The organism is uncultured Paenalcaligenes sp., assembly GCF_947630565.1.
Lineage (GTDB): Bacteria > Pseudomonadota > Gammaproteobacteria > Burkholderiales > Burkholderiaceae_B > Paenalcaligenes > Paenalcaligenes faecalis.
Genome location: NZ_CANRIC010000016.1, coordinates 1 through 24,484 on the forward strand (window position 1 = coordinate 1; position 24,484 = coordinate 24,484).

Consider the following 24,484-nt stretch of genomic DNA (forward strand, 5'->3'; position numbering starts at 1 on the left):
ATAACACGTACATACCTGTTTAGCCTAAACAAGAAGCATAAAGATTAGCTAGTATTGGCGAATAAAACACCATTTATTTGTAGTCTTTGATAAATTAACCGGTTAGCCATAGGGAGCAGCTTCCCCACCTATGGACTGCCGCACTCCGGTTAATTTCATTCCGGAAAGTTGAGTTAACAAATCACGCTCTACGCCGAAAAAGCCCAGCTAAAAAACTGGGCTAAGTGCTTGAGTTCTTTGGTGGCCTTGGGCGGAATCGAACCACCGACACAAGGATTTTCAAAGGCCTTCTGGAGTTTTTTGATACTAAAGCCTACCGCAAAAACCAGTTAAATCAAACAGTTAGCCGAAGCGGTCCGAAGTCGACCGCATTGGTTTTACTATAGCTCTGCCAGAAATCTGCCAGAAAGTAAGTCACAACAGAAGTATATCAGCGCCACTCGGAATATGTTGGTCGTGAGAAGAGTTGGTCAGAGCATCCATTGATTCATAAAGGCTTTCGTACAGCTTGAGATTTGTAATTCTATTATACAAACTATATTGCGTATTTTGATTTTACAAGCTATTGTATGTAAATTGAAAATACAGTATGAGATTTGTATGACGGACTTCACTATTCGCACCGCGGACCAGCTTCCGCTAATGCTCCAAGCTTTTCGCAAGCAGGCTAACCTGACCCAGACTGATGTGGCAATGCGCCTAGGTGTCACGCAACAGACGCTCTCTGCCTTGGAACGCAACGCAAAAAAAGTCAGTGCTGAGCGCCTTTTGGAGCTGCTGAGTATTTTGGGTGTAGAACTGGTGCTGCGTCAGAATAGCGATGCACCCTCACCAAAACCGTCAACCGGTTCGGGTTGGTGAGCTATGGGTCGACGCTCTCACACACAGACTCTATATCTCTGGATGAATGGCTATTTCGTCGGTACATGGAGCGTACGGCCCTATACTGGCGATATATTGCAGTACGACGAAGGCTGGGTCGTCTCCGAGCATGGCAGGCCGCTGTCCCTCTCTCTACCATTTACGCCAGGCAACCCGCCGCATCGAGGCGATGCCGTCCGTACCTACTTCGAGAACCTGCTTCCAGACAGTGAGGACATCCTAAAACGTGTCGCGCGCCGGTTTCAGGCCAGCTCGACCGGGGCATTCGCGCTGCTGGCCGAGATTGGACGGGATTGCGTGGGGGCACTGCAGATACTCCCTGATAATGTTCCACCCGAGGGTGTTCAAGAAGTGAGCGCAACGCCATTGACTGATGCCGAGGTGGCCCAAGTGTTGCGAAACACCCTAGCGTCGGTATCGTTAATTCAAGGCAGTGATGATGTTGACTTTCGGATTTCCATCGCAGGTGCGCAGGAAAAAACAGCTTTGTCATGGCTCAATGGACAGTGGTGTCTACCTCATGGCGCGACACCAACTACGCATATCTTCAAACTACCGCTGGGACTAGTCGGCAACCTCAGGTTCGACATGAGCGACTCAGTCGAAAACGAATGGCTATGCTCCAAAATTCTGCACGCTTACGGCCTACCGGTGGCATCCACGCAGGTCCTTGAGTTCGAGGATATGAAGGTGCTTGCCGTCGAGCGATTCGACCGTATGTGGTGGGAAAACGAAGAAGGCAAGAGATGGCTTCTCCGTATACCTCAGGAAGACATGTGCCAGGCAACAGGAACCCCTCCCTACCTGAAGTACGAGTCCGACGGAGGGCCTGGAGTGCGTACCATCATGAAACTGTTGGCCACGTCCAGAGACCCTGACCGTGACCGGCGAACTTTCTTCCAGGCCCAAGTCCTATTCTGGATGCTTAGCGCCACCGATGGTCATGCAAAGAACTTCAGTATTTTCCTACGCCCCGAAGGAACATACGAGCTTACCCCGTTGTACGACGTGCTTTCGGCGTACCCGGTCATAGGTAAAGGCGCTAATCAATTATCCCCGTTTAAGGCGAAGCTGGCTATGGCGGTGCGCTCAAAGAACCCGCACTGGGTCATGCGAGACATCTTGCGTCGGCATTGGCTTGCTGTGGGGGCTGAGCATGGCGTTGTGGCGCCGGATGGCCGCGGAGCGGAGGCGGTTCTTGATGATTTGGTGGCGAAGACCCCGGAAGTCGTGCGTGCAGTTCGGGCACTGCTACCCAAGAGGTTTCCTGAACATGTAGCTGACAGCATCCTCAACGGACTACAGCTAGCAGCCAATAAATTAACCGGTTAGCCATAGGGAGCAGCTTCCCCACCTATGGACTGCCGCTACGAGGGGTTTTACTCAGATTCCCAAGTTGAACTTGAATCTCTTGATTCCCGAGTAGCTGTAGATAGGTAATGGTAGTGGACATACGACGTCTCCCTGCCCGTTTTTCACCTTTTAAGATCTGAATATAAGGCTTAGCTTAAAGCCTGAAATTACGTTGTTCCCTTTGTACATGGACCCCTGTTTAATGAATCAAAAAATCACCCTACAACAACTTGAATCTTTCCTCTGGGAAACGGCAGATATTTTGCGTGGCAACATGGATGCCTCAGAGTTCAAAGACTACATTTTTGGCATGATGTTTTTAAAGCGTCTGTCCGATGCTTTTGATGAAGCCAAAGAGGGCGTGATCACGTACTACACCGACAACGGCAAAACAGCAGCACAGGCGTTTGAGTTAGCCGAGGACGAGGATGAGTATGACCAGACCTTTTATATCCCTCCTACGGCACGCTGGGAGGCTTTAAAAGACTTAAAGCACGATATTGGTGCCACGCTGAACAAAGCCACCGAAGCCATCGAGGAATACAACCCCGCTTTAGAAGGGGTGCTGGTTTCTATAGACTTCAATATTAAAAATAAATTGTCTGATAAAAAACTGCGTGACTTGCTAAGCCACTTTAGTCGTTACCGTTTACGCAATGAAGATTTTGAGCGTTCAGATTTGCTAGGTACCGCTTATGAGTACCTAATAAAAATGTTTGCTGATAGCGCAGGTAAAAAAGGGGGAGAGTTCTACACGCCGTCCGAGGTAGTACAGCTATTAGTTAATTTGCTAAAACCACAGCCCGGCATGCGCATCTATGACCCAACAGTGGGGTCGGGTGGAATGCTAATTCAAACCAGAAATTACTTAAAAGAACACGGTGGTAATCCAGCTAACTTGTCCTTGTTTGGTCAGGAGATGAACCTAAGCACGTGGGCAATCTGTAAGATGAATATGTTCTTGCATGGTGTGTACAGTGCAGATATTCGTAAAGGCGATACCTTAGGTAGCCCACAGCATACGCAAGACGGTGAGCTAATGAGCTTTGATCGTGTGATTGCGAACCCACCCTTTAGTTTAAAAAAATGGGGCAAGGACGAGGCGGACAATGATCCCTATGGTCGCTTTCCCTACGGTACACCACCCAAAGACGCAGGTGACTTAGCCTTTGTGCAGCATATGATTGCTAGCCTTAATGCAGAGGGTATGGCAGGGGTGGTGATGCCGCATGGGGTGTTGTTCCGTGGAGCCAGTGAAAAACGTATCCGTGAAGGCATCCTAAATGATGATTTGCTCGAAGCGGTGATTGGTTTACCTTCGGGCTTGTTCTATGGCACAGGTATTCCTGCTTGTTTGTTGATCATCAATAAAAACAAACCTGTTGAGCGTAAAGGCAAAGTGCTCTTTATCAATGGCGAACTCGAGTTTCAAGAAGGCAAAAATCAAAACAGTTTGCGTCCACAAGACATCAAGAAAATCGTGCAAACCTTTGAGGACTTTGCGGAGATCAAACGCTACTCCAAAGTCGCTACCTTAAAGGAAATTGCAGACAACGAGTACAACCTGAATATCCGTCGTTATGCTGACACCAGCCCACCACCCGAGATCTTTGATGTACGTGCAATCTTGCACGGCGGCATCCCTGTGCGTGAGGTAGAGAGTGAGTACATCCGCGAGGAAATACTGGGTGACTTTGATGTGTTGACGGTGTTTGTGGCGCGTGATGCGGATTACTACGAGTTCAAACTAGAGATAGACAGCAAACAGAAAATCCGTGAAGTGGCTGGAGAGGTACCCTCAGCAGTGATCGAGCAGCTAGAGCGTTGGTGGGATAAGTATAGAGTATCGTTGAAAGAGCTGGATGCAGAAGTGGCTGAAGCTGAACGGGTGATGAAAGCGTATTTGGTGGAGTTGGGGTATGAGTAAGAGGGTTCCGGAGGGGTGGAGTAGATCTACTTTAGGTAAGGTCGCTAAGTTGACAATGGGTCAGTCGCCATCATCAGATACCTATAATACAGAAAATAATGGGTTGCCATTTTTTCAGGGCAATGCGGACTTTGGCTCGCGGTACCCAAGAGTAAGGTATTGGTGTAATGAGCCGACTAAAATTGCTAATGAACAGTCGATATTGTTCTCTGTCCGAGCTCCTGTTGGAGAGGTAAATATTGCGCCCTATGAGTGTTGTATTGGGCGTGGCTTAGCTGCGATTGATGGTGAAAAGGTACATCAAGAGTTTTTATATCAAAAACTTCAACATGCTAAACCGCAGTTTCAGCTATTGTCACAGGGAAGTACGTTTGAGGCAGTCAATGGAAGTGATTTAAAAGAGTTTGATTTGGTTTTGCCTCCAGTTCCCGAACAACAAAAAATCGCCGCTATCCTTTTCTCAGTCGATGACGTAATCGAAAAAACGCGTGCACAGATCGATAAGTTGAAAGACCTAAAAACGGGCATGATGCAGGAGCTACTGACCAAAGGCATTGGGCATACTGAGTTTAAGGACTCGCCAGTGGGGCAAATTCCAGTTGGGTGGAAGTGTAAAACAATAGGCCAGTTGGCTGACTTTGTAACCAGTGGCTCGCGTGGGTGGGCTCAGTATTATTCAGAGGCAGGTTCGATTTTTATTCGTATTGGAAATCTTACTAGAGAGCATATTAATCTTAGGTTTAACGATATAGTTTATGTTTCCCCACCTGAGTCGGCTGAAGGTAGACGAACACGGGTGCAGCTTGGTGATATTTTGATTTCTATCACAGCTGATTTGGGGGTAATTGGTGTTGTTAACGAGTCTATTGGTGAGGCATATGTTAATCAGCATATCTCACTTGTTCGATTAATTGATCCGACTATAGCTAGATGGATTGGTCACTTTCTGATGTTTGAGGATACTCAGAAACAATTTGTAGAGAGTAATGACGCTGGTGCTAAAGCAGGCCTTAATTTATCAGCCATACGTAACATAGTAGTTGCTATTCCGAAGCAACAGGAACGGGACAAAATCGTTGTGATTTTAGATAAAATTGATGAGGATGTTGTTTTGAAGCGCTCTAGATTAGATCGATTAATTAGCATTAAACAAGCCCTCATGCAAGACCTACTCACTGGTAAAGTTCGCGTCAATGTAGATTAAGAAAAAAGTACATCATGCACACCAACAAACTCCCTATCAACATAGATAACCTCCTCCACCAACGCACCGTAGAAAGTGAGCGTATTGAATACAAGGAAGGTTGGAATCCTGAGTCCATCTTGCATACGCTGTGTGCCTTTGCGAATGATTTTCAGAATTTAGGTGGGGGCTATTTGGTGATTGGAGTAGCAGAGGCAGATGGTCAGCCCGTGTTGCCTCCCGTAGGCTTATTGCCCGAGCAAATTGATAGTATTCAAAAAAAGCTACTTAATTTGGGTAATTCGGCGATGCAGCCACCTTATCATCCCCTAAGTGCGGTGTATGAGGTGCAGGGGAAGAGTATTTTGGTTTTATGGGCCCCTGGTGGAGAAACACGACCGTATAAAGCCAAAACAAACGTAACGGATAAAAAGTCCGATTGGGCGTTTTATGTGCGTAAACATACCAGTACAGTCAGAGCGGCGGGGGATACGGAACGTGAGCTCTTGTCGTTGACCGCAACCGTGCCATTTGATGATCGCTATAGGCAAACGGCTACCTTAGCTGATTTATCACCGACTTTGATCCGTGACTATTTACACGAAGTCGGCAGTGAATTGGCTGTTGAGGCCGCTGAGTTGCCTATGCAGGAACTGGCAGTGCGTATGAACATTGCGGGTGGCCCTCCAGAGGCATTATTTCCTAAGAATGTAGGCCTATTGTTTTTTAATCCTCAGCCTGAGCAGTTTTTTCCCGCTACGCAGATTGATGTGGTGTATTTCCCTGATGGTACAGGTGGAGATCGCTTTGAGGAAAAAGAGTTTAAGGGACCCTTAGCGCAGATTACGCGTCAAGCCCTCAGCTTTATTAAAACGCAGTATTTAAAAGAAGCAGTGGTAAAGCATCCTGACCGTGCCGAGGCGGAGCGATTCTGGAATTTTCCTTATGCGGCTATTGAGGAAGCGGTGGTCAATGCGGTCTATCACCGTTCGTATGAAATACGTGAGCCCATTGAGATCCGCATTGATGCTCACGAGCTGATGGTTTTGAGCTTTCCGGGGCCGGATCGTTCTATCCGTTTAGAGGATTTACAGGTGGGTAGAGCGGTGAGTCGTCGTTATAGAAACCGTCGTATTGGTGAGTTTTTAAAAGAATTAGATTTAACTGAAGGGCGCTCTACGGGTTTGCCAAAGATCTTACGTGTAATGCAGAGCAATGGCTCGCCTATGCCTGTGTTTGAGACGGATGAAGAGCGGAGTTATTTTTTGATTCGATTGCCTATTCATGCGGGTTTTGCAGAGATGGAGCAAGTCACCCCTCAAGTAACCGACCAAGTAACCGACCAAGTAACCGACCAAGTAGCTCGTTTGTTAAAGGCCTTGCGACAAGGGGATAAAAGCACCAAGGAGTTGATGGCGATCTCGGGTCTAAAGCATCGTCGTACTTTTGTACAAAATCATTTGCAACCTGCAATTTCGAGTGGACTGATAGAAATGACGTTGCCTGAATCGCCTCGTAGTCCTAAGCAAACGTATCGCCTAACCTCATTGGGCAGGCAAATAGTCGTATCACTGTAGATTAGAGTCACTATGTTTAATGATGAAGAAGTTAAAGTAGAGCTCCCTGCCATCGAGCAACTGAAACAATTAGGTTGGGATTATGTTCCCGGCTCTATTTTGGCTGCAGAGCGTGGCTCTTTTCGTGATGTGGTGTTGGTGCAGCGGCTTGAGGCAGCTTTACATCGGTTGAACCCGTGGATTAGTGAGGAAAACCTTACTAAAGTGATGCGTGAGCTCACCCATCCAAATCATGCCGCTTTGATGGAGTACAACCAGTCCATTTACGACATATTGGTTAATTACCTATCGGTTGAACAGGATTTAGGGCAGGGGCGTAGGGGGCAGACGGTCAAGATTATTGATTTTGATAATCCCGCTAATAATGAGTTTCTGTGTACGACTCAGTTCAAGGTGGAGGGGGTAACGCAAAATATCATTCCTGACATGGTTTGCTTTGTAAATGGTCTGCCTTTGGCGGTGATTGAGTGTAAGTCGCCCTATGTGGCGGATGCGGTCGCCGAGGGTATTAATCAGCTACGGCGCTATGCAAATTTACGAGATCCGGCCAGTGATGAGGGTGCGCAACGGTTATTTTGGTACAACCAGCTCATGGTCAGCACATGCAGGGATCAAGCTAAGGTAGGGACGATTAGTTCTAATGCACAGCATTACAGTGCCTGGAAAGATGCGTATCCGTATAGTGATGCCGAGGTGAAGCTACAGCTAATGCCATCAATCACTAACAACTCTATCTTGTCAGACCTAAGTATGCCTGCTTATATAGAGCAAACTGCCGTGCCAGTTATGGAGCTGACCGAGCAGCAGCGTTTACTAGCTGGGATGTTTAACAAGACTAATTTTTTAGATTTGATTCGCAATTTCATCATTTTTGAGCCCATTGATGGACGTTTGGTAAAAAAAATAGCTCGTTATCAGCAGTTTAGAGCGGTGAATAAAGTCATAGAACGGTTGAAAACGGGTAAAGATCGTAAAGAAAAGTCTGGGGTTATCTGGCATACCCAAGGGTCAGGTAAGTCGTTGACGATGGTGATGCTAGCGGTAAAGATGCGTCGTGACCCAGAGCTTCGACAGTACAAGTTGGTTTTTGTGACGGACCGCACTCAGCTGGACTCCCAGTTATCCAATACGTTTAGGGCGGCGCAAAATGAGACCATTTATAACGCTGGTTCGGTAGCGGATCTCAAAGAGCTATTACAGCGAGATTCATCCGATATTGTGACAGCGATGGTGCAAAAATTCCAAGAAGCCGAAGCTGAGGATGATTTTAAGGATCTGAACGTTAGCGACAAGATCATTGTTTTAGCGGACGAGGCACACCGTACTCAGTTTGGCAATTTAGCGGCCACCATTAATGCTGCTTTACCGAATGCACCAAAGATTGGCTTTACGGGCACTCCCTTGCTGAAAAGCCAAAAAATGGATCAGGCATTTGGTGGGTATATTGATCAATACAAGATCAATGAGGCGGTTGAAGATGGTGCGACGGTACGTATTATTTACGAGGGTCGTCAGGTACAAAGCGAGGTGCTGGGTAAGTCTTTAGATGCGTTGTTTGATGTGTACTTTAAGGATTACACCAAAGAAGAAAAACGAGAAATTAAGAAAAAATACGGGGTGGAGCGCGCGGTACGCGAAGCGCCTGCGCGTATTCGTTGGGTATGTATAGACCTGCTAAATCATTACCGTGAAAAAATTGAGCCTGATGGGTTTAAAGGCATGATTGTGGTGGGTAGTCGTTATGCCGCCGTACTATTTAAAAAAATATTAGATGAGTTGGGCGCACCACCTTCGGAAGTGATTGTCTCTGGTAAGCATAATGATGATGCCATTTACACCCCTTACACCAATGCGGCACATCAGAAACAGGTGATTAAGAATTTCACTAAGCCTTTGGGTATGGATAAGGAAAAAGAAGATCCAACGGCGTTTTTGATCGTGAAAGATATGTTGCTGACTGGCTTTGATGCGCCGATTGCTCAAGTCATGTATATAGATCGAGGTTTAAAAGAACACACCTTGATGCAAGCTATTGCACGGGTTAATCGTACTTATCCAGGTAAAGAAGTAGGTTATGTGGTGGATTATCATGGGCTGTCAGATTCGTTAAAAGAAGCCCTAGATATGTTCAGTAGCGAAGATGTAGAAGGAACGTACCACACGCTGAAAGATGAAATCCCCAGACTTAAAGCCGCTCATACTCGTGTCGCTCAGGTGTTTAGCACACTAAAGAGTGATGATATTGATGAGTATGTCTTGTTTCTTAAAGATGAAGAGGTACGTCAGCAGTTTGAGCTGGCCTTTAAGCGTTTTGCGAAGCAAATGGATGTGGTGCTGCCCGATGTGGCCGCTAGGGCTTTTGTGGGCGATTTGAGGCTTTGGGGTAAGGTTCAAAATGCGGCACGTAACCGTTACCGTGATCCAGGCCTAAATATCAATGATGTGGGAGCAAAGGTACGTCAGCTAGTAGACGAGCACATTATTAGTACAGGCGTAAATCCAAAGATTCCACCCGTGGATTTGTTAGCGGTTAACTTTAAGTCGTCAGTCGATGCGATCAAATCGTCGGAGTCACGTGCATCAGAAATTGAAAGCGCGATTAAGCATCATATTACGGTCAATTTGGACGAAGATCCTGAGTACTATAAGTCGCTCAGCTTGCGTTTGCAGGAAATTATTGAGCAGTACAACGGCAAATGGGATCAGCAAGTAGAGCTACTGTGGGAGTTCTGCAATAGCATTGAGTCTGAGCGAGCTCAAGTTGCCGTTGATTTGGGGCTTACGGATACCGAGTTGGCTTTTTATCATATTCTCATGGCCGAGGTAACTCGTCATCGTGGCGACGACAGCCTTAGTGATATGGAGCATGATGAGATTAAAGCCACTAGTCAACAGCTAGTTGCTATGTTTGATGAAGCCACGCAGATTGTTGATTTTTTTGACAAGATGGACGAGGTGAGACGCATGAAAAAGGAAATCAAACGCGCGATTTTAGAGTGTTCTTATAGTGCCCCCGCCTTGGTGAAAGTGGTTCAAGATCGCTTTTTAGAGTTAGCCCAAACTCGTTTTGGTAGTAAGTAGTTGATGGTGAGTGTTTCTGAGTATCGAGACGGTAATGGCTTTATTGCCGAAATTATCCGTACAAATCGTCGTAAAACGGCTTCGATCCGAGTCGAAGAAGGGGCTGTTTCGGTGGTTGTGCCAGCTAGTATTAGTGTAGAAAAAATTGATCAGCTTCTGGTGTCCAAGCGCCTGTGGATTAAAGAGAAAATGGCATTACAGCGGGCTTTGGCTCCAGTTACGGATAAGCAGTTTGTTTCGGGCGAGGCATTTCCTTATCTTGGGCGTAACTATAGGCTTAAAGTTGAACAGGGTTCTTTTGTACCTGTAAAACTTTTGCAGGGGCAATTAGTCGTTCAAACGCCTGAGGGCAGTCAGCAGCCGCATATGATTCGTAATGCCTTAGTGCGTTGGTATAAACGCCAAGCATCGCAAAAAATAAAAGAAAAGGTAAAACGCTATGCGCCAATGATTGGTGTGGAGCCGCTTGGGGTGACTATTAAAACGTTTTCATCGCGTTGGGGCAGTTGCACCGCCAAAGGCGAAATTGAATTTAATTGGCGTATTATGTTGGCACCAAATCGGATGGTGGATTACGTAGTCGTGCATGAATTATGCCACCTTATTCACCATGATCACTCACCTGATTTTTGGTATGAGGTATCAAAATTAATGCCGGATTTTCAAGTTTGTAGACAATGGTTGAAAGAAAACTCTGAGCGGCTAAAAATTTAGCAAATTATGGCAAAATAATGGGGTTTTTAACAGTCGATTTTTTGCTGAAAAAAGCAGATTTTGAAAACATGAAATTTTCGCATGCGAAAATTTTTAGGCCTTTTTACTACTTAATCGAGTTGAAAAAGCGCTTTTTCGATAACTATTGATTGTTAAACCTGCTAAATATAAACAAGAATTTTTTGATGTTTTTTGAAGATATTTTTCTTGAGAAAGCGAGATGTTTTTTGAGCTTGATTTGGCTAATTTTTAACCATTTAAGAGATGGTTTGAAGTGTTTTTTAGCAGAGCTTTTTGATGGTGTTTTTATCGTCACTGCTCAATTTAAGTTAAACTAATTTTTAAGTTTTTGGTTAGGACTCTTAACCGTTTTTCTAGAGCTAAAAAACACATCGATAAAGGAGAAGTCTATGTTGATTGCCTTGATCCCTATCACCATTTTTTACGTTATTTTGCTTTTGATCGCATATATTGGGCATACGGTGAAGTAGCTAGAGCGACTTATGGGCTCTAAAACCGAAGTAAGTTTCTGCTTTTTATGATGAAAAGTTAAAAAACACCTTTTTTAGGTGTTTTTTATTTTTTAAGCGTCCGAAATGGGTCATTAGACGAGCTTGTGATTTTTTTTACTCATTCAGAATAGTAGATGTCTTCAGACACTTGTTGATTTTTCTATTTATTTTGAGAGTTTTTGATGAGTAAACTAAAAAAACAGTATCCGCCGCTTGAGCATGTAGTAACTCCAACAGTGCCTACTGCACAAGCCGCGTTTTATTTGAATCGAAAGCCCCAGACCCTACGCATTTGGTCGCACAAAGAGTGTGGTCCGATTCAGCCCCTAAAAATAGGCAGGCGCTGTGCCTGGCCAACAAAGGAGCTACGGGCACTTTTTGGGGTTGATCGTGAGTGAGGGTAAAAAGCCAATCTGGAACTGGTCGCATTTGCTTTCAGCGAGTATTTTGACTCAGCGATTTGCACAATTAAGCCTTAAAGCCTCTAAGGTGTATATCGTGTTAAAAGTTCGCTGTAATTTGAAAACAGGAATTGCTTTTCCTAGCTTAAAGCGTTTATCACAAGATGCTGGGATTTCTGTCTCAAGTGTACAAAGAGCATTGAAAGAGCTCGAAAGTGCCGGTTATATAGAGTCTTTTAAAGACAGACGTTCAAAAAAATATGTGCTGTATGAGATTTTGGAGCCTGAAAAAGGCAAGGCCGTACGCAAACAGTATATTCCCAGTGATTTCAAGGTTCTAGTTCAAGAGGCTAGGGAAGAGTTTGAGGCGCTAAGACTTAAAGCTGTTGAGACTGTTAAGCCTATTGTCTCAGCCCCATATTTTGAGAATATTTTGTCTGATTGCGATTTAGAGAAGCTACCCGCCGATGTTGTCGAGGCTCTACAAAGAATAAAAGAGAGTATGGATAGGAAGAAACCGTAAACTTTAGTTTTTTTTAGTGTGATGTTATACACAGGTCAGATTGACTATGTTCACTACTGACTTGTGTATAACACTAACGCTAGTCATAGCTGATCACTAACAGCCTCTAAAGTAGGTCACTGCTGACCACCTAAATAGAGGTTATAGATATATATTTAAAAAGAGGGGCCTGCATGAGATAATGCATGTGAGTAACTTTCTATTTGCACGACGGCTATTATTGACCCACTTACAAAACTACTTACATTTATTTCGGGCAGCAAAAAGCCCAGCTAAAAAACTGGGCTAAGTGCTTGAATTCTTTGGTGGCCTTGGGCGGAATCGAACCACCGACACAAGGATTTTCAATCCTCTGCTCTACCGACTGAGCTACAAGGCCACTTATTTAGGCATTTGTGTTGCGCTAAAGATTTAACTATAGCACATCCAAACTTTATTTGTCTAGCCTTATCTAAAAACAGTAAAAACAACAGTTTTGACCGGCAGACGTGCGCTTAATAGCTATAGATTTCAGTTATCAGCGTTGGGGGATTATAATCAGATAATTACAACTGTGCCACCTTTTTGAGTTTTATTTTTTTGCCCATGTCTGTAGACGTTTTAACTTTCGGTCTTAACCATGTATCGGCGCCGGTGTCGGTGCGTGAGCGCGTGACATTTCCTTTGGATGTTGTGCGGCCTGCGCTCGAGGGTCTGCGTTCGGCATTTGGGTCAGGTGTGCGCGAAGCAGCAATCCTATCTACCTGTAATCGCACCGAGCTATATTGCGCTGCCGAACCTCATGTGATTGACCATGTCCCGGCTTGGATTGCTAATTTCAATAGTTTACGCTCTGATGATTTAACCCCTCATTTGTATCGCTATGAGCACAACGAGGCAGTACGCCATGCCTTTAGGGTCGCCAGTGGTTTAGATTCGATGGTGTTGGGCGAGCCTCAGATCTTGGGGCAAATGAAAGACGCGGTGCGTGTAGCCAACGAGGCAGGGGCCTTAGGCACACTGTTGCATCAGTTGTTTCAGCGTACTTTTGCTGTGGCCAAAGAGGTTCGGACTCAGACAGCCATTGGGGTGCATTCTGTTTCGATGGCGGCCGCTTCGGTGCGCTTAGCTCAGCGTGTATATGGTGATTTGTCCCAAACTAATGTGTTGTTCATTGGTGCAGGCGAAATGATCGAACTCTGTGCGGCTCATTTTGCGGCGACCAATCCCAAACATATTATGGTGGCAAACCGTACCGCAGAACGGGCAGAAAATTTGGCAGCTCGTTTTAATAATGCTCAGACCATGCGTTTGGCAGATTTGCCTGAAACTATCGCTAATTACGACGTGATTATTTCCTGTACGGCCAGCACCTTGCCCATTTTGGGCTTGGGGATGATAGAGCGTGCAATTAAACAGCGACGTCATCGCCCCATTGTGATGGTGGATTTAGCTGTTCCCCGCGATATTGAACCAGAGGTTTCTCGTTTATCTGACGTGTATTTGTACTCTGTTGATGATTTAGGTCGCATGGTGCAAAAAGCCAGTGATGCGCGTCAAGCCGCAGTAGTACAGGCCGAGACCATCATTGATACGCGGGTACAAAATTTTATGCACTGGTTGCAAAACAGAGAGCTCGTACCTGCCATTGTTAGCCTACAAGATCGGGCTCAACAAATCTCAGACCATGAACTAGATCGTGCAAAGCGTATGATGGCCCGAGGTGATGATCCAAATCAGGTTCTAGAGTGGCTAGCCCATAGTTTGCAGCATAAATACTTACACGGCCCATTGACTCAGCTAAACCAAAGCCAGGGGGCTGATCGTGAACAGCTGCTAGGCCTAGTCCCACACTTAATTCCCTCCCAAAACCGCAGCCGTTAGCTATTTTTGCTTTCTTTGTATCGTTGTTTCCTGTACAACGAGGTGGTTTGCTGTTTATTTTTTATTCAAATAATTTATGAAAGACACTATGCGAGATCGGTTAGAGCAATTGGCTCACCGATTGATTGAAGTCGATGCCATGCTTTCTGAGCCTGAAATTGCGATGGATATGGATAATTTCCGTAAGCTTTCGCGTGAGCGCTCTGAGCTGGAGTCTGTTGTCGAAGCATTTAATACCTATGTGGCGACTGAGGGTGATTTGGCTGCAGCTCAAGAAATGATGCGCGACCCCGAGATGAAGGAAATGGGCGAGGAAGAGTTCCAGATCGCTAAAGCACGTATTGCAGAGCTTGAAGATGAGCTAGAGGTTTTGTTATTGCCTAAAGACCCGGACGATGGGCGCAGTATTTTCCTAGAAATTCGAGCCGGTGCGGGCGGTGATGAAAGTGCGATTTTCTCTGGTGATTTGTTGCGTATGTACACGCGCTATGCTGAAAATCAAGGCTGGAAAGTCGAGGTGATGTCATCGAATGCCTCAGAGATGGGGGGCTATAAAGAGGTCATTGCCCGCATTGATGGAGATGGCGCCTACGGAAAATTGAAATTTGAGTCAGGTACACATCGAGTGCAACGTGTGCCAGAAACCGAAGCCCAAGGACGAGTACATACTTCAACCTGTACCGTAGCCATCATGCCCGAGGCGGATGAGGCCGAAGAAATCAATATCAACCCAAGTGACTTGCGTGTGGATACGTTCCGTGCCAGTGGTGCAGGGGGGCAGCACGTCAATAAAACAGACTCCGCTGTGCGTTTAACTCACTTGCCGACGGGGCTGGTTGTGGAGTGTCAGGATGACCGATCACAGCACCGGAACCGAGATAAGGCAATGCAGGTATTAGCGGCTCGATTAAAAGATCAGCAGCTGCGTGAAATGCAGGCTAAAGAAGCAGAGCAACGTAAAAGCTTAGTAGGTACGGGTGATCGCTCTGAGCGCATTCGCACCTATAACTATCCCCAAGGCCGTATTACAGATCATCGTATTAACCTAACTATGCATAAATTAAATTATGTGATGGATGGTGATTTGGATGACTTAATTAATGCACTACTAACCGAGCACCAGGCCGAATTGTTGGCGTCTTTGGCGCACGAATAAGTCCGGTTTTTTTTCATGTATACGTTAAAAAAGGCTTTTGCCCAGAGTCCATTGTCACGTTTAGAGCAAACCATGTTGTGGGAACACGTCTTAGATGTGCCTCGCTCTTGGCTGATTGGGCATGATACAGACCCCTTGCCTGAGGCAGCGGTAAAAAACTATCGATGTTTAGAGCAGCGGCGCGTAGCGGGTGAACCAATGGCGTACATTATCGGTTATCGTGAATTTATGGGTCATGAGTTCAGTGTTAGCCCAGCGGTATTGATTCCTCGACCTGAAACAGAGTTTTTGGTCGAACAAGCCTTGCGTAACATGGCTCATCTACCTACGCCCAGAGTGTTGGATATGGGGACGGGCAGTGGTGCCGTAGCGGTGTCTATTGCTTTGGCTAGACCGGATGCTCAGGTGGTTGCGACAGATTTCAGCGCTGAGGCACTTCAGGTAGCTAAACAAAACGCCCACAAATTATGTGCTAAGGTCGAATTTTATCAGGGGAGTTGGTACGATGCAGTCTCGGGTCAATTACCCTTTGATATTATTGTGTCAAACCCCCCTTATATTGCAGAAAATGATCCCCATCTATTACAGGGTGATCTGCGTTTTGAGCCTGCAACGGCTTTAAGCGCTGAGAAAAATGGATTGGCAGACCTGCAGCAAATTATTGCAGGTGCGCATTCTTATTTAATGAACAATGGCTCTATTTGGTTAGAGCATGGTTGGGATCAAGCCGAAATGGTGCGCCAGTTATTGGCGCAGGCCAATTTTAATGATCCCATCAGTATTCCTGATTTGGCTGGTATTCTTCGTATTACTGGCGCTTACTCCTGAGAGACAACTATGAGCGAAGTACAAGACTTTATCCGTGAAACTGTTACTGAGCACCCTGTAGTGCTGTTTATGAAAGGCACTGCACAGATGCCTCAGTGTGGTTTTTCCTCACGCGTTGTGCAAATTTTACGTGCGGTTGGTTTAAACCAAGTCGTGACAATTAACGTATTAGATGACGAAGAAGTTCGTGAAGGCATTAAGCAATTTGCTAACTGGCCAACAATTCCTCAGCTTTATATTAAAGGTGAGTTCGTGGGTGGATCTGATATTGTGTCCGAAATGTTTGAAAGTGGCGAACTAGAAACCATGCTGCGTGAAGCAGGTGCTTTGGATGCCTAATCCGAAAAAACGGATTATTGTTGCAATGACGGGCGCCACTGGCGCCCTTTATGCCGTGCGTACCCTAAAGATGCTACGCACGCAAAAAGAGATTGAGACGCATTTAATTGTGTCTCCAGCAGGTATTTTAAATCTCCAGCACGAACTGAATCTACAGCGCTCAGATCTGTCAGATTTGGCGGACGTGGTGCATAGCTTTAAGGATGTAGGCGCTTCGGTAGCCAGTGGCAGCTTTAAAACGCACGGTATGATTATTGTGCCTTGCTCTATGCGTACCTTGGCGGCTGTAGCACATGGTTTAGCGGATAATTTAATTACTCGGGCGGCAGATGTGGTGCTCAAAGAGCGTCGCCGCCTCGTGATGGTAGTGCGAGAAACACCATTTAATTTAGCTCATTTGCGTAATATGACGGCAGTCACAGAGATGGGGGCCGTGGTTTTCCCTCCGTTGCCTGCTTTTTATTTTCAACCACAAACGATTACTGAACTTGTTGATCATAGTGTGGTACGTATTTTAGAACACGCCGGGGTCGATATAGACGGGCCGACGTGGCAAGGGCTGTAATCAGTTAAGGAGTCATTCATGGGTTTTGTACAGGTTTCGACCGCTGATGGTCAAAAAATGCAGGCTTTCGAGGTATTAGCCACGAACAAAGACGCTCCCGGCTTGGTGTTGATTCAAGAGATCTTTGGGGTAAATGCCTCCATGCGCCAACTGGCTCAGGACTGGGCCGAGCGTGGTTTTAATGTGTGGTGTCCTGATTTGTTTTTCCGTTCTGAGCCAGGCTTAGAGCTATCTCCTACAAACCAGTCACAATTAGATTTGGGACTAGAGTTAATGCAGGAAATGGATAATGAATTAACCTTGGGCGATCTAGAAAGCACACGTGCCCAATTAGCACAAAAGTTAGGTCATGAAAATATAGTTGCTGTAGGGTATTGCATGGGTGGGCGTTTGGTTGTTGAGTTCGCACAAAAGAGCCCTATTAAAGCCGCTGTCAGTTATTACGGCGTCAACTTAGAAAATGTGCTCCCCCCCTTAGGGCAGGCAGCCCCAACCATGCTGCATATTGCCGAATTAGATAAGTGGGTGCAGGGTGATGCCAGAGGGGTGATAGAGGCCGAGGCCGCGAAACGTACAGGATGGGAGTCCCATGTGTATGCGGGCTGTGATCATGCTTTTGCGCGCCCTAAAGGCATGCATTTTGATGCAGATGCAGATCGATTAGCGATTGAGCGTAGTATGGCGTTTTTTACGTGTCATTGTTAATTACAACAGCGTGTGCCAATGTTGCGCCAGTTGACGAATAGAGTGCACGCGTAAATCGATATAACTGGTTCGTCCAGCATACTGTGAGGAAAACGGTGTGGCTGGATGGGCCATATGTACGGTTTTGATCCCTAGTCGATAGGCGGCCTTGAGATTACGTAAGGTGTCATCCACAAAAATGCAATGGGCGGCGGGCAAGTGTAATTCAGCCAATACTTGTTGCATTAAGGCAGTAGAGGGTTTGGGCCTGTAGCGTTGTTGTCGTTGCATGTCCTCTACAGAAAAGACGCGATCAAATAATCGATGGATCCCCAGCGCTTGTATGACTCGGTGGGCATAGTTAGCAGGTGCATTGGTAAAGATGATTTTTTTACCGGGTAAGCGTTGTAGGTGTTGCGCTAAATAGCTTTCGCTACGTATCCGATCCTGAATGTCAAAATCATGGCTTCGATGCAGAAAATCACTGGCACTGATGCCGTGGTGTTTGACTAGACCGATCAAGGTTGCGCCATAGCGTAACCAGTAGGTACGGCGTAATAGGTCGGCCTGTGCCTCATCCATTTGGAGTAGGTGTTGAATTGATTGCCCCATCAGATCATCAATAAGAGGGAAAATAAATTCAGAGGCGTTGTGTAAGGTATTGTCTAAATCAAACAGCCAGACAAGGTCTGGCTGTTTTTTAGCTAGAGGCGTAGATCGCATTAGTGAGAGCGAATCATGGTGCCCACGCCTTTGTCCGTTAGAATCTCTAATAACAAACTGTGCGGAACACGGCCATCAATGACGTGTACAGAGTTGACGCCATGACGTGCGGCTTCTAGGGCAGAGGAGATTTTAGGTAGCATACCACCAGAGATCGTGCCGTCTTTAAATAGCTCATCAATGGTTTGTGCTGATAGTTGACGTAATAGTTGACCGTCTTTATCTAGCACACCAGGGGTATTGGTTAGCATAACTAATTTTTCGGCCCCTAAGACTTCGGCCATTTTTCCAGCCACTACATCTGCATTGATATTATAAGATAAGCCGTCTTCGCCAAAACCAATCGAGGAAATGACAGGGATGAACTCGTCATCTTGTAAGGCTTTAACAACAGCCGGTTCTACGCAGGTAATATCCCCAACAAAACCAATATCCAGTAAATTATCTGGGTTTTCGGCATCTGGAATTAATTTCTTTTTGGCCTGAATCAGCTGACCGTCTTTGCCTGTTAAGCCAACGGCTTTGCCACCTGCCTCGTTAATCATCATCACGATATCTTGTTGGACTTGGCCACCTAGTACCCACTCGACCACTTTCATGGTTTCTGCATCGGTGACGCGCATGCCTTGGATAAAAGTGCCTTCTTTGCCTATACGGCGTAGGGCATCATTAATTTGAGGGCCACCACCATGAACCACCACAGGTTTTAAACCAACAAGTTTTAGCAACACGACATCATGCGCAAAGCTACGCTGTAGATGTTCCTCGGTCATGGCGTTACCACCATATTTAACAACAACAGTTTTACCGTGAAAGCGACGGATATAGGGTAGTGCTTCGGAGAGCACATCAGCTTTAACGGTAGGGGAGTAGCTAGGTTGATCGGCGTTTTGTGTCATGGTGTTTTTCGTGGTGATGATGATAAACAAATAACAAAAAACCGGAGGAAGCCTCCGGAGTGTAGTGTATAAACCCAATAAGATTAGCCGGCTAGTGCTTTTTCTAGGGTTTGCTTAAAAGCAGCTTGGTCGTAATTGCCTAAATAACGTTTTACCACACGACCTTTTTTGTCGATTAAAAAGACGGTGGGGGTCATGCGTACATCGCCAAAAGCGTGGGCAATAGCACCGTCGTGGTCGCTGACTACGGTAAAGGGTAACTGACGAGATTGCGTAAAGTTACGTACATAGTCTAACGGATCGTGTTTCATGGCAACTGCGATGAGATCAAAGCCTTGATCATGATACTGATTATAGTATTGAATATTGTCTGGCATTTGCGCTACACAGGTTGTGCAGTCTGTTGACCAGAATTTTACCAGTGTTACCCTGCCTTTGAGGGATTCTGAACTATAGCTGTCGCCATTTAGCGACTTAAAGCTAAACTCGGGAGCTTTGGTCGAGGAGGAGAACGTCTCGCCACAGGCGGTTAAAAATGCGCCTAGTATAAAAATAGAAAAAAGACGGAGTAGTTTCATTAGTCTATCGTGAAGACTTCAGGCTGCCCCGCAGGTGCAGCGGCAGGTGCTGAATTGTTTTGTATAGGGGCTGGAGTACCCGTATTAGGTTGCTTTTGTGGTAGCAGTACCTTTTCGGCACTGACATATTCAAAAAGTTTCACAACTTGATTGACTCCAGCAACAGTAGATACCGCAGTGGCAGCGCGATCACCCTCTGCTTGGGTAACACGACCTTGTAAATAGACCGTGCCGCGCTCTGTCGTTACGGAGATCGTGCGGCTGGGTACGTCTTGGGTGTTAACTAAAGCCGTGGTGGCTTTGGTGGTGATCCAACTGTCATTTGTGCGCACACTAAGTTCCGTAACCGGGCCTACACGTAGGCGGTTAACAACCTGTTTAACTTGGTCTATCTGTTTGACAGCATTTTCGATGCGTTGGATGTCGTCAGCACTGGGAACATCGCCAACTAATAGGACTTGGCCTGCATAAGAGGAGCTGCTGACTCTGCCCAATCGTTCGCCTAAAATAGAGCGAGCTTCTGCATTGGCTTTGATACCAATGGATTTGTCATCCACTTGTTCGCCTGCAGTGCGTCTGTCGGTCACGACAAAAGCGGTTGTTGCGGCGGCGCCACCTACGACTAACGGAGCGCAAGCGCTAAGCTGAGCCAAAGCCAGAACAGACGCTGTGGCAGTTAAGACAAATCGTAGGGTGGACGAGGAGCGAGAAGTCGTCATTCATTTTCTCCGAGTAATAGCGCATCGATGCCATCGCACAGAGCGTGCAGCAATACAATGTGTACCTCTTGGATTCGCATCGTACGAGGATGTGGCACACATAGCTCAATATCGGTGTGGGTCAACATCCGACCTATTTTACCGCCGTCTTTACCCGTTAGGGCAATCACAACCATATCACGCTCATGAGCAACTTGGATGGCTCGAATGACGTTCTCTGAGTTGCCGCTGGTGCTAATAGCAACCAGAATGTCGCCAGTTTGCCCTAAGGCTGCGACCTGACGCTCAAAGACGCTATCAAAACCATAGTCATTGCCTACGGCTGTCATAATTGAGGTATCTGTGTTTAAGGCGATACCAGCTAATGGCAAACGATCACGTTCAAAACGACCGACAAGTTCAGCGATAAAGTGTTGTGCATCTGCCGCTGAGCCGCCATTGCCGCACGCAAGAATTTTGCCGTTGTTGGCTAAAGTAGCAAATAACAACTCGACTGCAGCCGCGGTCGGCTCAGCTAACGCCGCAGCACTGGCTTGCAGAGTTTCGATTGAGTCATTGAAGTGCGAATTTATTAAGGCTGTTAAATCCATGGGCTAATTATGGCATGTAGAGGTGAGCTAAAGGGGCGTTGATATAGCTGGTCGCAATAATTGCAATCAGTAAAAAATACAGCATACAATCAACGATGCGCTAACTATTGTAATTAATATATGGGGATAGGGGGCGATTACCTAAAGGCATCTTTGATCCAGTGGATGCGATCGCCTTCAATTGCGATGACATCAAAGCGACAAAACGGCATGTTGCCCTTAAAAAAGTGCTGGCTAAGCTTGGGCAGATAATACTGGGCTGTTCGCTTAATACGTCGCTGCTTATCGGCTTGTACACTGGCTATAGCGCCACCAAAACGCGAATGTTGTCGTTGGCGGACTTCAATAAAAATCAAACAGTCTTGGCTTCGTGCCACAATATCGATTTCCCCAAATCGGGTATCTGCATTTCGTAATAAGATTTGTAAACCTTGGTGACGCAAGTACGTGATGGCTTGTCTTTCATAATAGCGCCCCCGTTTTTGGGTGGGTGAAAGCCGGTGTGATGGGGGCTTAGACGCCGCTCTTTTCTTATTTTTATTTTTCAACATTTTTTGTTGAGCTTGAGCTGCTAAGATTTCAGGACTTAATGATTGACTCATAGGCAAGTGGATTAGATATGACAGAGCAAGGATTACAAACATGGCAGCGTTTGCAAGAGCGCATACAAAGCCAATCATGGCCTCAACATACCTTATATGTGGTGGCAACGCCTATAGGTAACCTAGGTGATTTTAGCCTACGTGCTTGGCAGGCTTTGCTGCAGTGTGATGTGATTGCGGCCGAGGATACACGCTCTACACGTCCTTTACTTGAGGCATGGGGTATTCAGACTCCTATGATGGCGGCACATCGACATAACGAGGCACAAGCTGCCGAGCAAATTGTGTCTCGTCTAGAGCAAGGTGAGCGGGTGGCTTTGGTGTCTGATGCGGGTGCCCCAGCAGTAAGCGATCCAGGGGCGCGTATCGTACGAGCAGTACGGGCCGCTGGATATAAGGTGGTGGCTATTCCGGGGGCTTCGGCTGTGATTACGGCATTAATGGCTAGCGGGGTTACTACTGATGAGAATCCTGCTTTTGTCTTTGCCGGATTTACCCCACACAAAAGCATGGCTAGAAGAAAATGGCTGCAACAGTGGGGAATGAGTGCTGCACCAGTGGTGATGTTTGAAAGCCCGCATCGCATTCAGGCCGCGATTAAAGACATGGCCGATCTGTTTGCTGATCGTCAGGTGACATTTGCCCGTGAGCTTACTAAACGCTTTGAGCAGGTGCATACTTGTGATCTTAGCGAAGCCCTCGATTGGCTCCAAAGTGATAGTCATCACGAGCAAGGCGAGTTTGTACTGATTTTGCATGCAGCACCTCAGGCAGAGACGGAGGTCGAGCTAGATGCCGAAACTCAAAAATGGTTATTGGCGTTATTAGAACAGGTGTCAGCACGAGACGCAGTAAAAATTGCTGTGAAAGCAACGGGCTTATCTCGTGACATGATTTATGAGTGGGTGTTAGCTCATAAGTCATAGCGCTTTTGGGTAGGTCGAGGCAGTAAATGCGTTAGCGTACAGCTAAACTGGGCTTTAAGCCGGTTTCTGTTTCGATGAGCTGGGCTGCTGTAAGTGCCTCTGCACGACTTTCATAGGGGCCCATTTGGACTCTAAATAGTTCGTTGGCTGGCTCAATGTGGGCGTCATGATAGTCCAATTGCCCCACTTCTTGATTGATATGGTTTGCTAATTCCGTTGCGCTTTGAGCATTGCGAAAGGCACCAAACTGTAGGTAAATCCGAGGAAGCCCGTTACCCGCTATAGGAGACAGGGGAATGGGTGGGGGTATTGTTTGGCGACTATCTACGGTAGTGAGTCTAGGCTCGGGTGCATTTTCTACAGGGATAGCCTCTACCGATCCAGTGGTGTTTTTTTGGTTGGAGTCAGTCAAGTAGCGGCCATTACGTATGTCGTCGTGTGTAATCGCCTCTACGATGACAGTACCACTGCCTGGCCCTATTAGTCCCAGTTTGGCGGCAGCCACATAGGATAAATCAATAATTCGGCTGCGATGAAAAGGGCCACGGTCATTAATCCGTACGATCACAGACTGCCCTGATTGGGGACGAGTCACCTTAGCGTAGCTAGGCAGAGGTAAGGTAGGGTGTGCCGCCGTCATTGCATACATGTCATAGGTTTCGCCATTCGCTGTTTTTCGCCCATGAAATTTTTTGCCATACCACGAAGCATGTCCAGTCTGTCTAAACGGTTGGTCATTGGTTAGTGGGGTGTAGCTTTGACCTAAGACGGTATAGGGCCGCATATTGGCAGGAGCATGACGCTCTATGCGAGGGGTGGCGTTAGGGATAGCATGCAGATTTTTAGGTATATTTGCTCCGGGTCCATCATCTTTATAGTAGCCTCCAGAGCCCCCCTTGGATGAGGGGCTGCTGGCACAGCCAGCAACTAAGCCCAGAAAACTTAGACAAAGAACGATAAGAGCAAAGGCACGAAAAATCATAAAGGGATATCGACAGGGGGCTGGTTACGATGGCGAATTAAAAGGGGAGAGTGATTGGCAAAGCGTAAGGCGAGTTGTTCTGTGACGTAGACAGAACGGTGTTGCCCCCCCGTGCAGCCAATACCTATGGTCAGGTAATTACGTGTGTCTTGCATGTAAAGAGGCAACCAGCGCTCGACGAAACTCGCAATATCATTGATCATATTTTCTACGCTCCCAAACTGAGATAGCCATTTTGCAACGGGCTCGTCTTTGCCTGTCAGGGGGCGTAGTTCGGGATCGTAATGTGGGTTAGGTAAACAGCGCACATCAAAAATTAAATCGGCATCGCCTGGAACCCCTCTTTTATAGGCAAATGACTCGAAAGTTAGTACGACAGGAGAGCGATCTGCCTGTACTAAATCACGTACCCAAGCACGTAATTGGCCAGGGGTTAAGCCGGTCGTATCGATGACGTGCTCGGTTTCTCGTAAGGGTGCGAGTAAATGGCGTTCTGTATCAATACAGGTTTGCAAAGAGGGGGATTGGCCGTCTTGACGTAGTCGATCTGTTAACGGATGACGACGACGGGATTCAGAATAACGTTGAATGAGCGTATGGTCATCAGCATCTAAAAAGATGACCCGAATGGGCATGCCAGACTCGCGGAGTTCAGCGATGACAGAGGGAAGTTGGTGTAAATCGCCTGGGGCACGTATATCCATGGCAATGGCAACTTGTTCTAGCCCGGTATCTGCAGAGCGATAAAGAAACTCTTGGAGAAAAGGAACTGGTAGATTATCTACACAGGTAAAGCCTGTGTCCTCAAGTAAACGTAAAGCGACTGATTTACCTGAACCCGATATACCCGTAATTAAGACGACTTTAAGCATAAGTA

At 46.5% G+C, this 24,484-nt stretch carries 23 protein-coding genes and 1 tRNA gene; 15 read left to right on the forward strand and 9 right to left on the reverse strand.

The genetic code is table 11. The annotated features are described in order from the left end of the window. Positions 1–600: 600 nt before the first annotated feature. From Q0Z62_RS04835 to Q0Z62_RS04875, 8 genes are all read left to right on the forward strand, one after another. Positions 601–861, forward strand: a complete 261-nt coding sequence (locus tag Q0Z62_RS04835) for a helix-turn-helix transcriptional regulator (RefSeq protein ID WP_269900687.1) — start codon at positions 601–603, stop codon at positions 859–861. Positions 862–864: 3 nt separating this feature from the next. Then, positions 865–2,214 (forward strand): type II toxin-antitoxin system HipA family toxin, encoded by a 1,350-nt coding sequence (locus Q0Z62_RS04840; RefSeq protein WP_298051512.1) that lies wholly within the window; start codon positions 865–867, stop codon positions 2,212–2,214. Between the two features lie 223 nt (positions 2,215–2,437). Next, positions 2,438–4,162: a type I restriction-modification system subunit M gene (locus Q0Z62_RS04845; RefSeq protein WP_298051515.1), complete on the forward strand. Its 1,725-nt coding sequence runs from the start codon at positions 2,438–2,440 to the stop codon at positions 4,160–4,162. Then, entirely contained in the window at positions 4,155–5,366 is a 1,212-nt protein-coding gene (locus Q0Z62_RS04850; protein WP_298051518.1) for a restriction endonuclease subunit S, read from the forward strand. Before Q0Z62_RS04845 ends, Q0Z62_RS04850 begins: the two co-directional genes overlap by 8 nt. Before the next feature lie 14 nt (positions 5,367–5,380). Beyond that, positions 5,381–6,922 (forward strand): Fic family protein, encoded by a 1,542-nt coding sequence (locus tag Q0Z62_RS04855; RefSeq protein ID WP_298051521.1) that lies wholly within the window; start codon positions 5,381–5,383, stop codon positions 6,920–6,922. Between the two features lie 12 nt (positions 6,923–6,934). After that, positions 6,935–10,003, forward strand: coding sequence for a type I restriction endonuclease subunit R (locus tag Q0Z62_RS04860; protein WP_298051524.1), 3,069 nt, complete (start codon positions 6,935–6,937; stop codon positions 10,001–10,003). 3 nt (positions 10,004–10,006) lie between these two features. Next, complete coding sequence (locus Q0Z62_RS04865; protein WP_269900674.1) at positions 10,007–10,717, forward strand: M48 family metallopeptidase; 711 nt, start codon at positions 10,007–10,009, stop codon at positions 10,715–10,717. Between the two features lie 902 nt (positions 10,718–11,619). Beyond that, the gene (locus Q0Z62_RS04875) at positions 11,620–12,153 is read left to right on the forward strand and encodes a helix-turn-helix domain-containing protein (protein ID WP_298051531.1); all 534 of its coding nucleotides are present in this window, start codon (positions 11,620–11,622) and stop codon (positions 12,151–12,153) included. Positions 12,154–12,456: 303 nt separating this feature from the next. Here the strand turns inward: Q0Z62_RS04875 and Q0Z62_RS04880 are convergent. Beyond that, positions 12,457–12,532: transfer RNA gene (locus Q0Z62_RS04880), tRNA-Phe, on the reverse strand. Positions 12,533–12,738: 206 nt separating this feature from the next. On the opposite strand from Q0Z62_RS04880, the gene hemA reads away from it, so the two are divergent. The 6 genes from hemA to Q0Z62_RS04910 all read left to right on the forward strand — a co-directional run bounded on the left by hemA (position 12,739) and on the right by Q0Z62_RS04910 (position 17,609). Continuing rightward, positions 12,739–14,016, forward strand: a complete 1,278-nt coding sequence (gene hemA, locus Q0Z62_RS04885) for a glutamyl-tRNA reductase (protein WP_298051534.1) — start codon at positions 12,739–12,741, stop codon at positions 14,014–14,016. Between the two features lie 76 nt (positions 14,017–14,092). Beyond that, complete coding sequence (gene prfA, locus Q0Z62_RS04890; protein ID WP_269900670.1) at positions 14,093–15,172, forward strand: peptide chain release factor 1; 1,080 nt, start codon at positions 14,093–14,095, stop codon at positions 15,170–15,172. Positions 15,173–15,187: 15 nt separating this feature from the next. After that, entirely contained in the window at positions 15,188–16,000 is an 813-nt protein-coding gene (gene prmC, locus Q0Z62_RS04895) for a peptide chain release factor N(5)-glutamine methyltransferase (protein WP_298051540.1), read from the forward strand. 9 nt (positions 16,001–16,009) lie between these two features. Further along, a complete protein-coding gene (grxD, locus tag Q0Z62_RS04900) occupies positions 16,010–16,339 on the forward strand; it encodes a Grx4 family monothiol glutaredoxin (protein ID WP_298051542.1) in 330 nt (109 codons plus the stop codon). Next, the gene (locus Q0Z62_RS04905; RefSeq protein WP_298051610.1) at positions 16,323–16,904 is read left to right on the forward strand and encodes a UbiX family flavin prenyltransferase; all 582 of its coding nucleotides are present in this window, start codon (positions 16,323–16,325) and stop codon (positions 16,902–16,904) included. Before grxD ends, Q0Z62_RS04905 begins: the two co-directional genes overlap by 17 nt. An 18-nt stretch (positions 16,905–16,922) precedes the next feature. Then, on the forward strand, positions 16,923–17,609 hold the full coding sequence (locus Q0Z62_RS04910) for a dienelactone hydrolase family protein (protein WP_298051545.1): 687 nt from the start codon (positions 16,923–16,925) through the stop codon (positions 17,607–17,609). On the opposite strand, the gene Q0Z62_RS04915 is transcribed toward Q0Z62_RS04910, so the two are convergent. The 6 genes from Q0Z62_RS04915 to Q0Z62_RS04940 all read right to left on the reverse strand — a co-directional run bounded on the left by Q0Z62_RS04915 (position 17,610) and on the right by Q0Z62_RS04940 (position 21,699). Then, a complete protein-coding gene (locus Q0Z62_RS04915; protein WP_269900665.1) occupies positions 17,610–18,311 on the reverse strand; it encodes a pyrimidine 5'-nucleotidase in 702 nt (233 codons plus the stop codon). Beyond that, positions 18,311–19,210 (reverse strand): acetylglutamate kinase, encoded by a 900-nt coding sequence (gene argB / locus Q0Z62_RS04920; protein ID WP_269900664.1) that lies wholly within the window; start codon positions 19,208–19,210, stop codon positions 18,311–18,313. The genes Q0Z62_RS04915 and argB overlap by 1 nt, the downstream gene beginning before the upstream one ends. Positions 19,211–19,293: 83 nt before the next feature. Next, the gene (locus tag Q0Z62_RS04925; RefSeq protein ID WP_269900663.1) at positions 19,294–19,788 is read right to left on the reverse strand and encodes a peroxiredoxin; all 495 of its coding nucleotides are present in this window, start codon (positions 19,786–19,788) and stop codon (positions 19,294–19,296) included. Continuing rightward, complete coding sequence (locus Q0Z62_RS04930; protein ID WP_298051554.1) at positions 19,788–20,507, reverse strand: BON domain-containing protein; 720 nt, start codon at positions 20,505–20,507, stop codon at positions 19,788–19,790. Before Q0Z62_RS04930 ends, Q0Z62_RS04925 begins: the two co-directional genes overlap by 1 nt. After that, positions 20,504–21,097, reverse strand: coding sequence for a phosphoheptose isomerase (locus Q0Z62_RS04935; protein WP_298051557.1), 594 nt, complete (start codon positions 21,095–21,097; stop codon positions 20,504–20,506). Before Q0Z62_RS04935 ends, Q0Z62_RS04930 begins: the two co-directional genes overlap by 4 nt. 137 nt (positions 21,098–21,234) lie before the next feature. After that, on the reverse strand, positions 21,235–21,699 hold the full coding sequence (locus Q0Z62_RS04940; RefSeq protein ID WP_298051560.1) for a YraN family protein: 465 nt from the start codon (positions 21,697–21,699) through the stop codon (positions 21,235–21,237). Positions 21,700–21,716: 17 nt separating this feature from the next. Here Q0Z62_RS04940 and rsmI point away from each other — a divergent pair, with 17 nt between their 5' ends. Next, the gene (gene rsmI, locus Q0Z62_RS04945) at positions 21,717–22,625 is read left to right on the forward strand and encodes a 16S rRNA (cytidine(1402)-2'-O)-methyltransferase (protein WP_298051562.1); all 909 of its coding nucleotides are present in this window, start codon (positions 21,717–21,719) and stop codon (positions 22,623–22,625) included. 31 nt (positions 22,626–22,656) lie between these two features. Here rsmI and Q0Z62_RS04950 read toward each other — a convergent pair whose 3' ends face one another. Further along, entirely contained in the window at positions 22,657–23,607 is a 951-nt protein-coding gene (locus Q0Z62_RS04950; RefSeq protein ID WP_298051564.1) for a septal ring lytic transglycosylase RlpA family protein, read from the reverse strand. Next, the gene (gene rapZ, locus Q0Z62_RS04955; protein WP_298051567.1) at positions 23,604–24,479 is read right to left on the reverse strand and encodes an RNase adapter RapZ; all 876 of its coding nucleotides are present in this window, start codon (positions 24,477–24,479) and stop codon (positions 23,604–23,606) included. Before rapZ ends, Q0Z62_RS04950 begins: the two co-directional genes overlap by 4 nt. Positions 24,480–24,484 lie beyond the last annotated feature (5 nt).

Coding starts and splice junctions, on each gene's coding strand:
- Q0Z62_RS04925 (WP_269900663.1), bottom strand. CDS start 19,788: ATGAAACTACTCCGTCTTTTTTCTATTTTTATACTAGGCGCATTTTTA.
- Q0Z62_RS04835 (WP_269900687.1), top strand. CDS start 601: ATGACGGACTTCACTATTCGCACCGCGGACCAGCTTCCGCTAATGCTC.
- hemA (WP_298051534.1), top strand. CDS start 12,739: ATGTCTGTAGACGTTTTAACTTTCGGTCTTAACCATGTATCGGCGCCG.
- grxD (WP_298051542.1), top strand. CDS start 16,010: ATGAGCGAAGTACAAGACTTTATCCGTGAAACTGTTACTGAGCACCCT.
- Q0Z62_RS04865 (WP_269900674.1), top strand. CDS start 10,007: ATGGTGAGTGTTTCTGAGTATCGAGACGGTAATGGCTTTATTGCCGAA.
- Q0Z62_RS04850 (WP_298051518.1), top strand. CDS start 4,155: ATGAGTAAGAGGGTTCCGGAGGGGTGGAGTAGATCTACTTTAGGTAAG.
- Q0Z62_RS04940 (WP_298051560.1), bottom strand. CDS start 21,699: ATGAGTCAATCATTAAGTCCTGAAATCTTAGCAGCTCAAGCTCAACAA.
- Q0Z62_RS04930 (WP_298051554.1), bottom strand. CDS start 20,507: ATGACGACTTCTCGCTCCTCGTCCACCCTACGATTTGTCTTAACTGCC.
- Q0Z62_RS04915 (WP_269900665.1), bottom strand. CDS start 18,311: ATGCGATCTACGCCTCTAGCTAAAAAACAGCCAGACCTTGTCTGGCTG.
- Q0Z62_RS04860 (WP_298051524.1), top strand. CDS start 6,935: ATGTTTAATGATGAAGAAGTTAAAGTAGAGCTCCCTGCCATCGAGCAA.
- Q0Z62_RS04855 (WP_298051521.1), top strand. CDS start 5,381: ATGCACACCAACAAACTCCCTATCAACATAGATAACCTCCTCCACCAA.
- Q0Z62_RS04950 (WP_298051564.1), bottom strand. CDS start 23,607: ATGATTTTTCGTGCCTTTGCTCTTATCGTTCTTTGTCTAAGTTTTCTG.
- Q0Z62_RS04935 (WP_298051557.1), bottom strand. CDS start 21,097: ATGGATTTAACAGCCTTAATAAATTCGCACTTCAATGACTCAATCGAA.
- Q0Z62_RS04910 (WP_298051545.1), top strand. CDS start 16,923: ATGGGTTTTGTACAGGTTTCGACCGCTGATGGTCAAAAAATGCAGGCT.
- rsmI (WP_298051562.1), top strand. CDS start 21,717: ATGACAGAGCAAGGATTACAAACATGGCAGCGTTTGCAAGAGCGCATA.
- Q0Z62_RS04840 (WP_298051512.1), top strand. CDS start 865: ATGGGTCGACGCTCTCACACACAGACTCTATATCTCTGGATGAATGGC.
- prfA (WP_269900670.1), top strand. CDS start 14,093: ATGAAAGACACTATGCGAGATCGGTTAGAGCAATTGGCTCACCGATTG.
- argB (WP_269900664.1), bottom strand. CDS start 19,210: ATGACACAAAACGCCGATCAACCTAGCTACTCCCCTACCGTTAAAGCT.
- rapZ (WP_298051567.1), bottom strand. CDS start 24,479: ATGCTTAAAGTCGTCTTAATTACGGGTATATCGGGTTCAGGTAAATCA.
- Q0Z62_RS04845 (WP_298051515.1), top strand. CDS start 2,438: ATGAATCAAAAAATCACCCTACAACAACTTGAATCTTTCCTCTGGGAA.
- prmC (WP_298051540.1), top strand. CDS start 15,188: ATGTATACGTTAAAAAAGGCTTTTGCCCAGAGTCCATTGTCACGTTTA.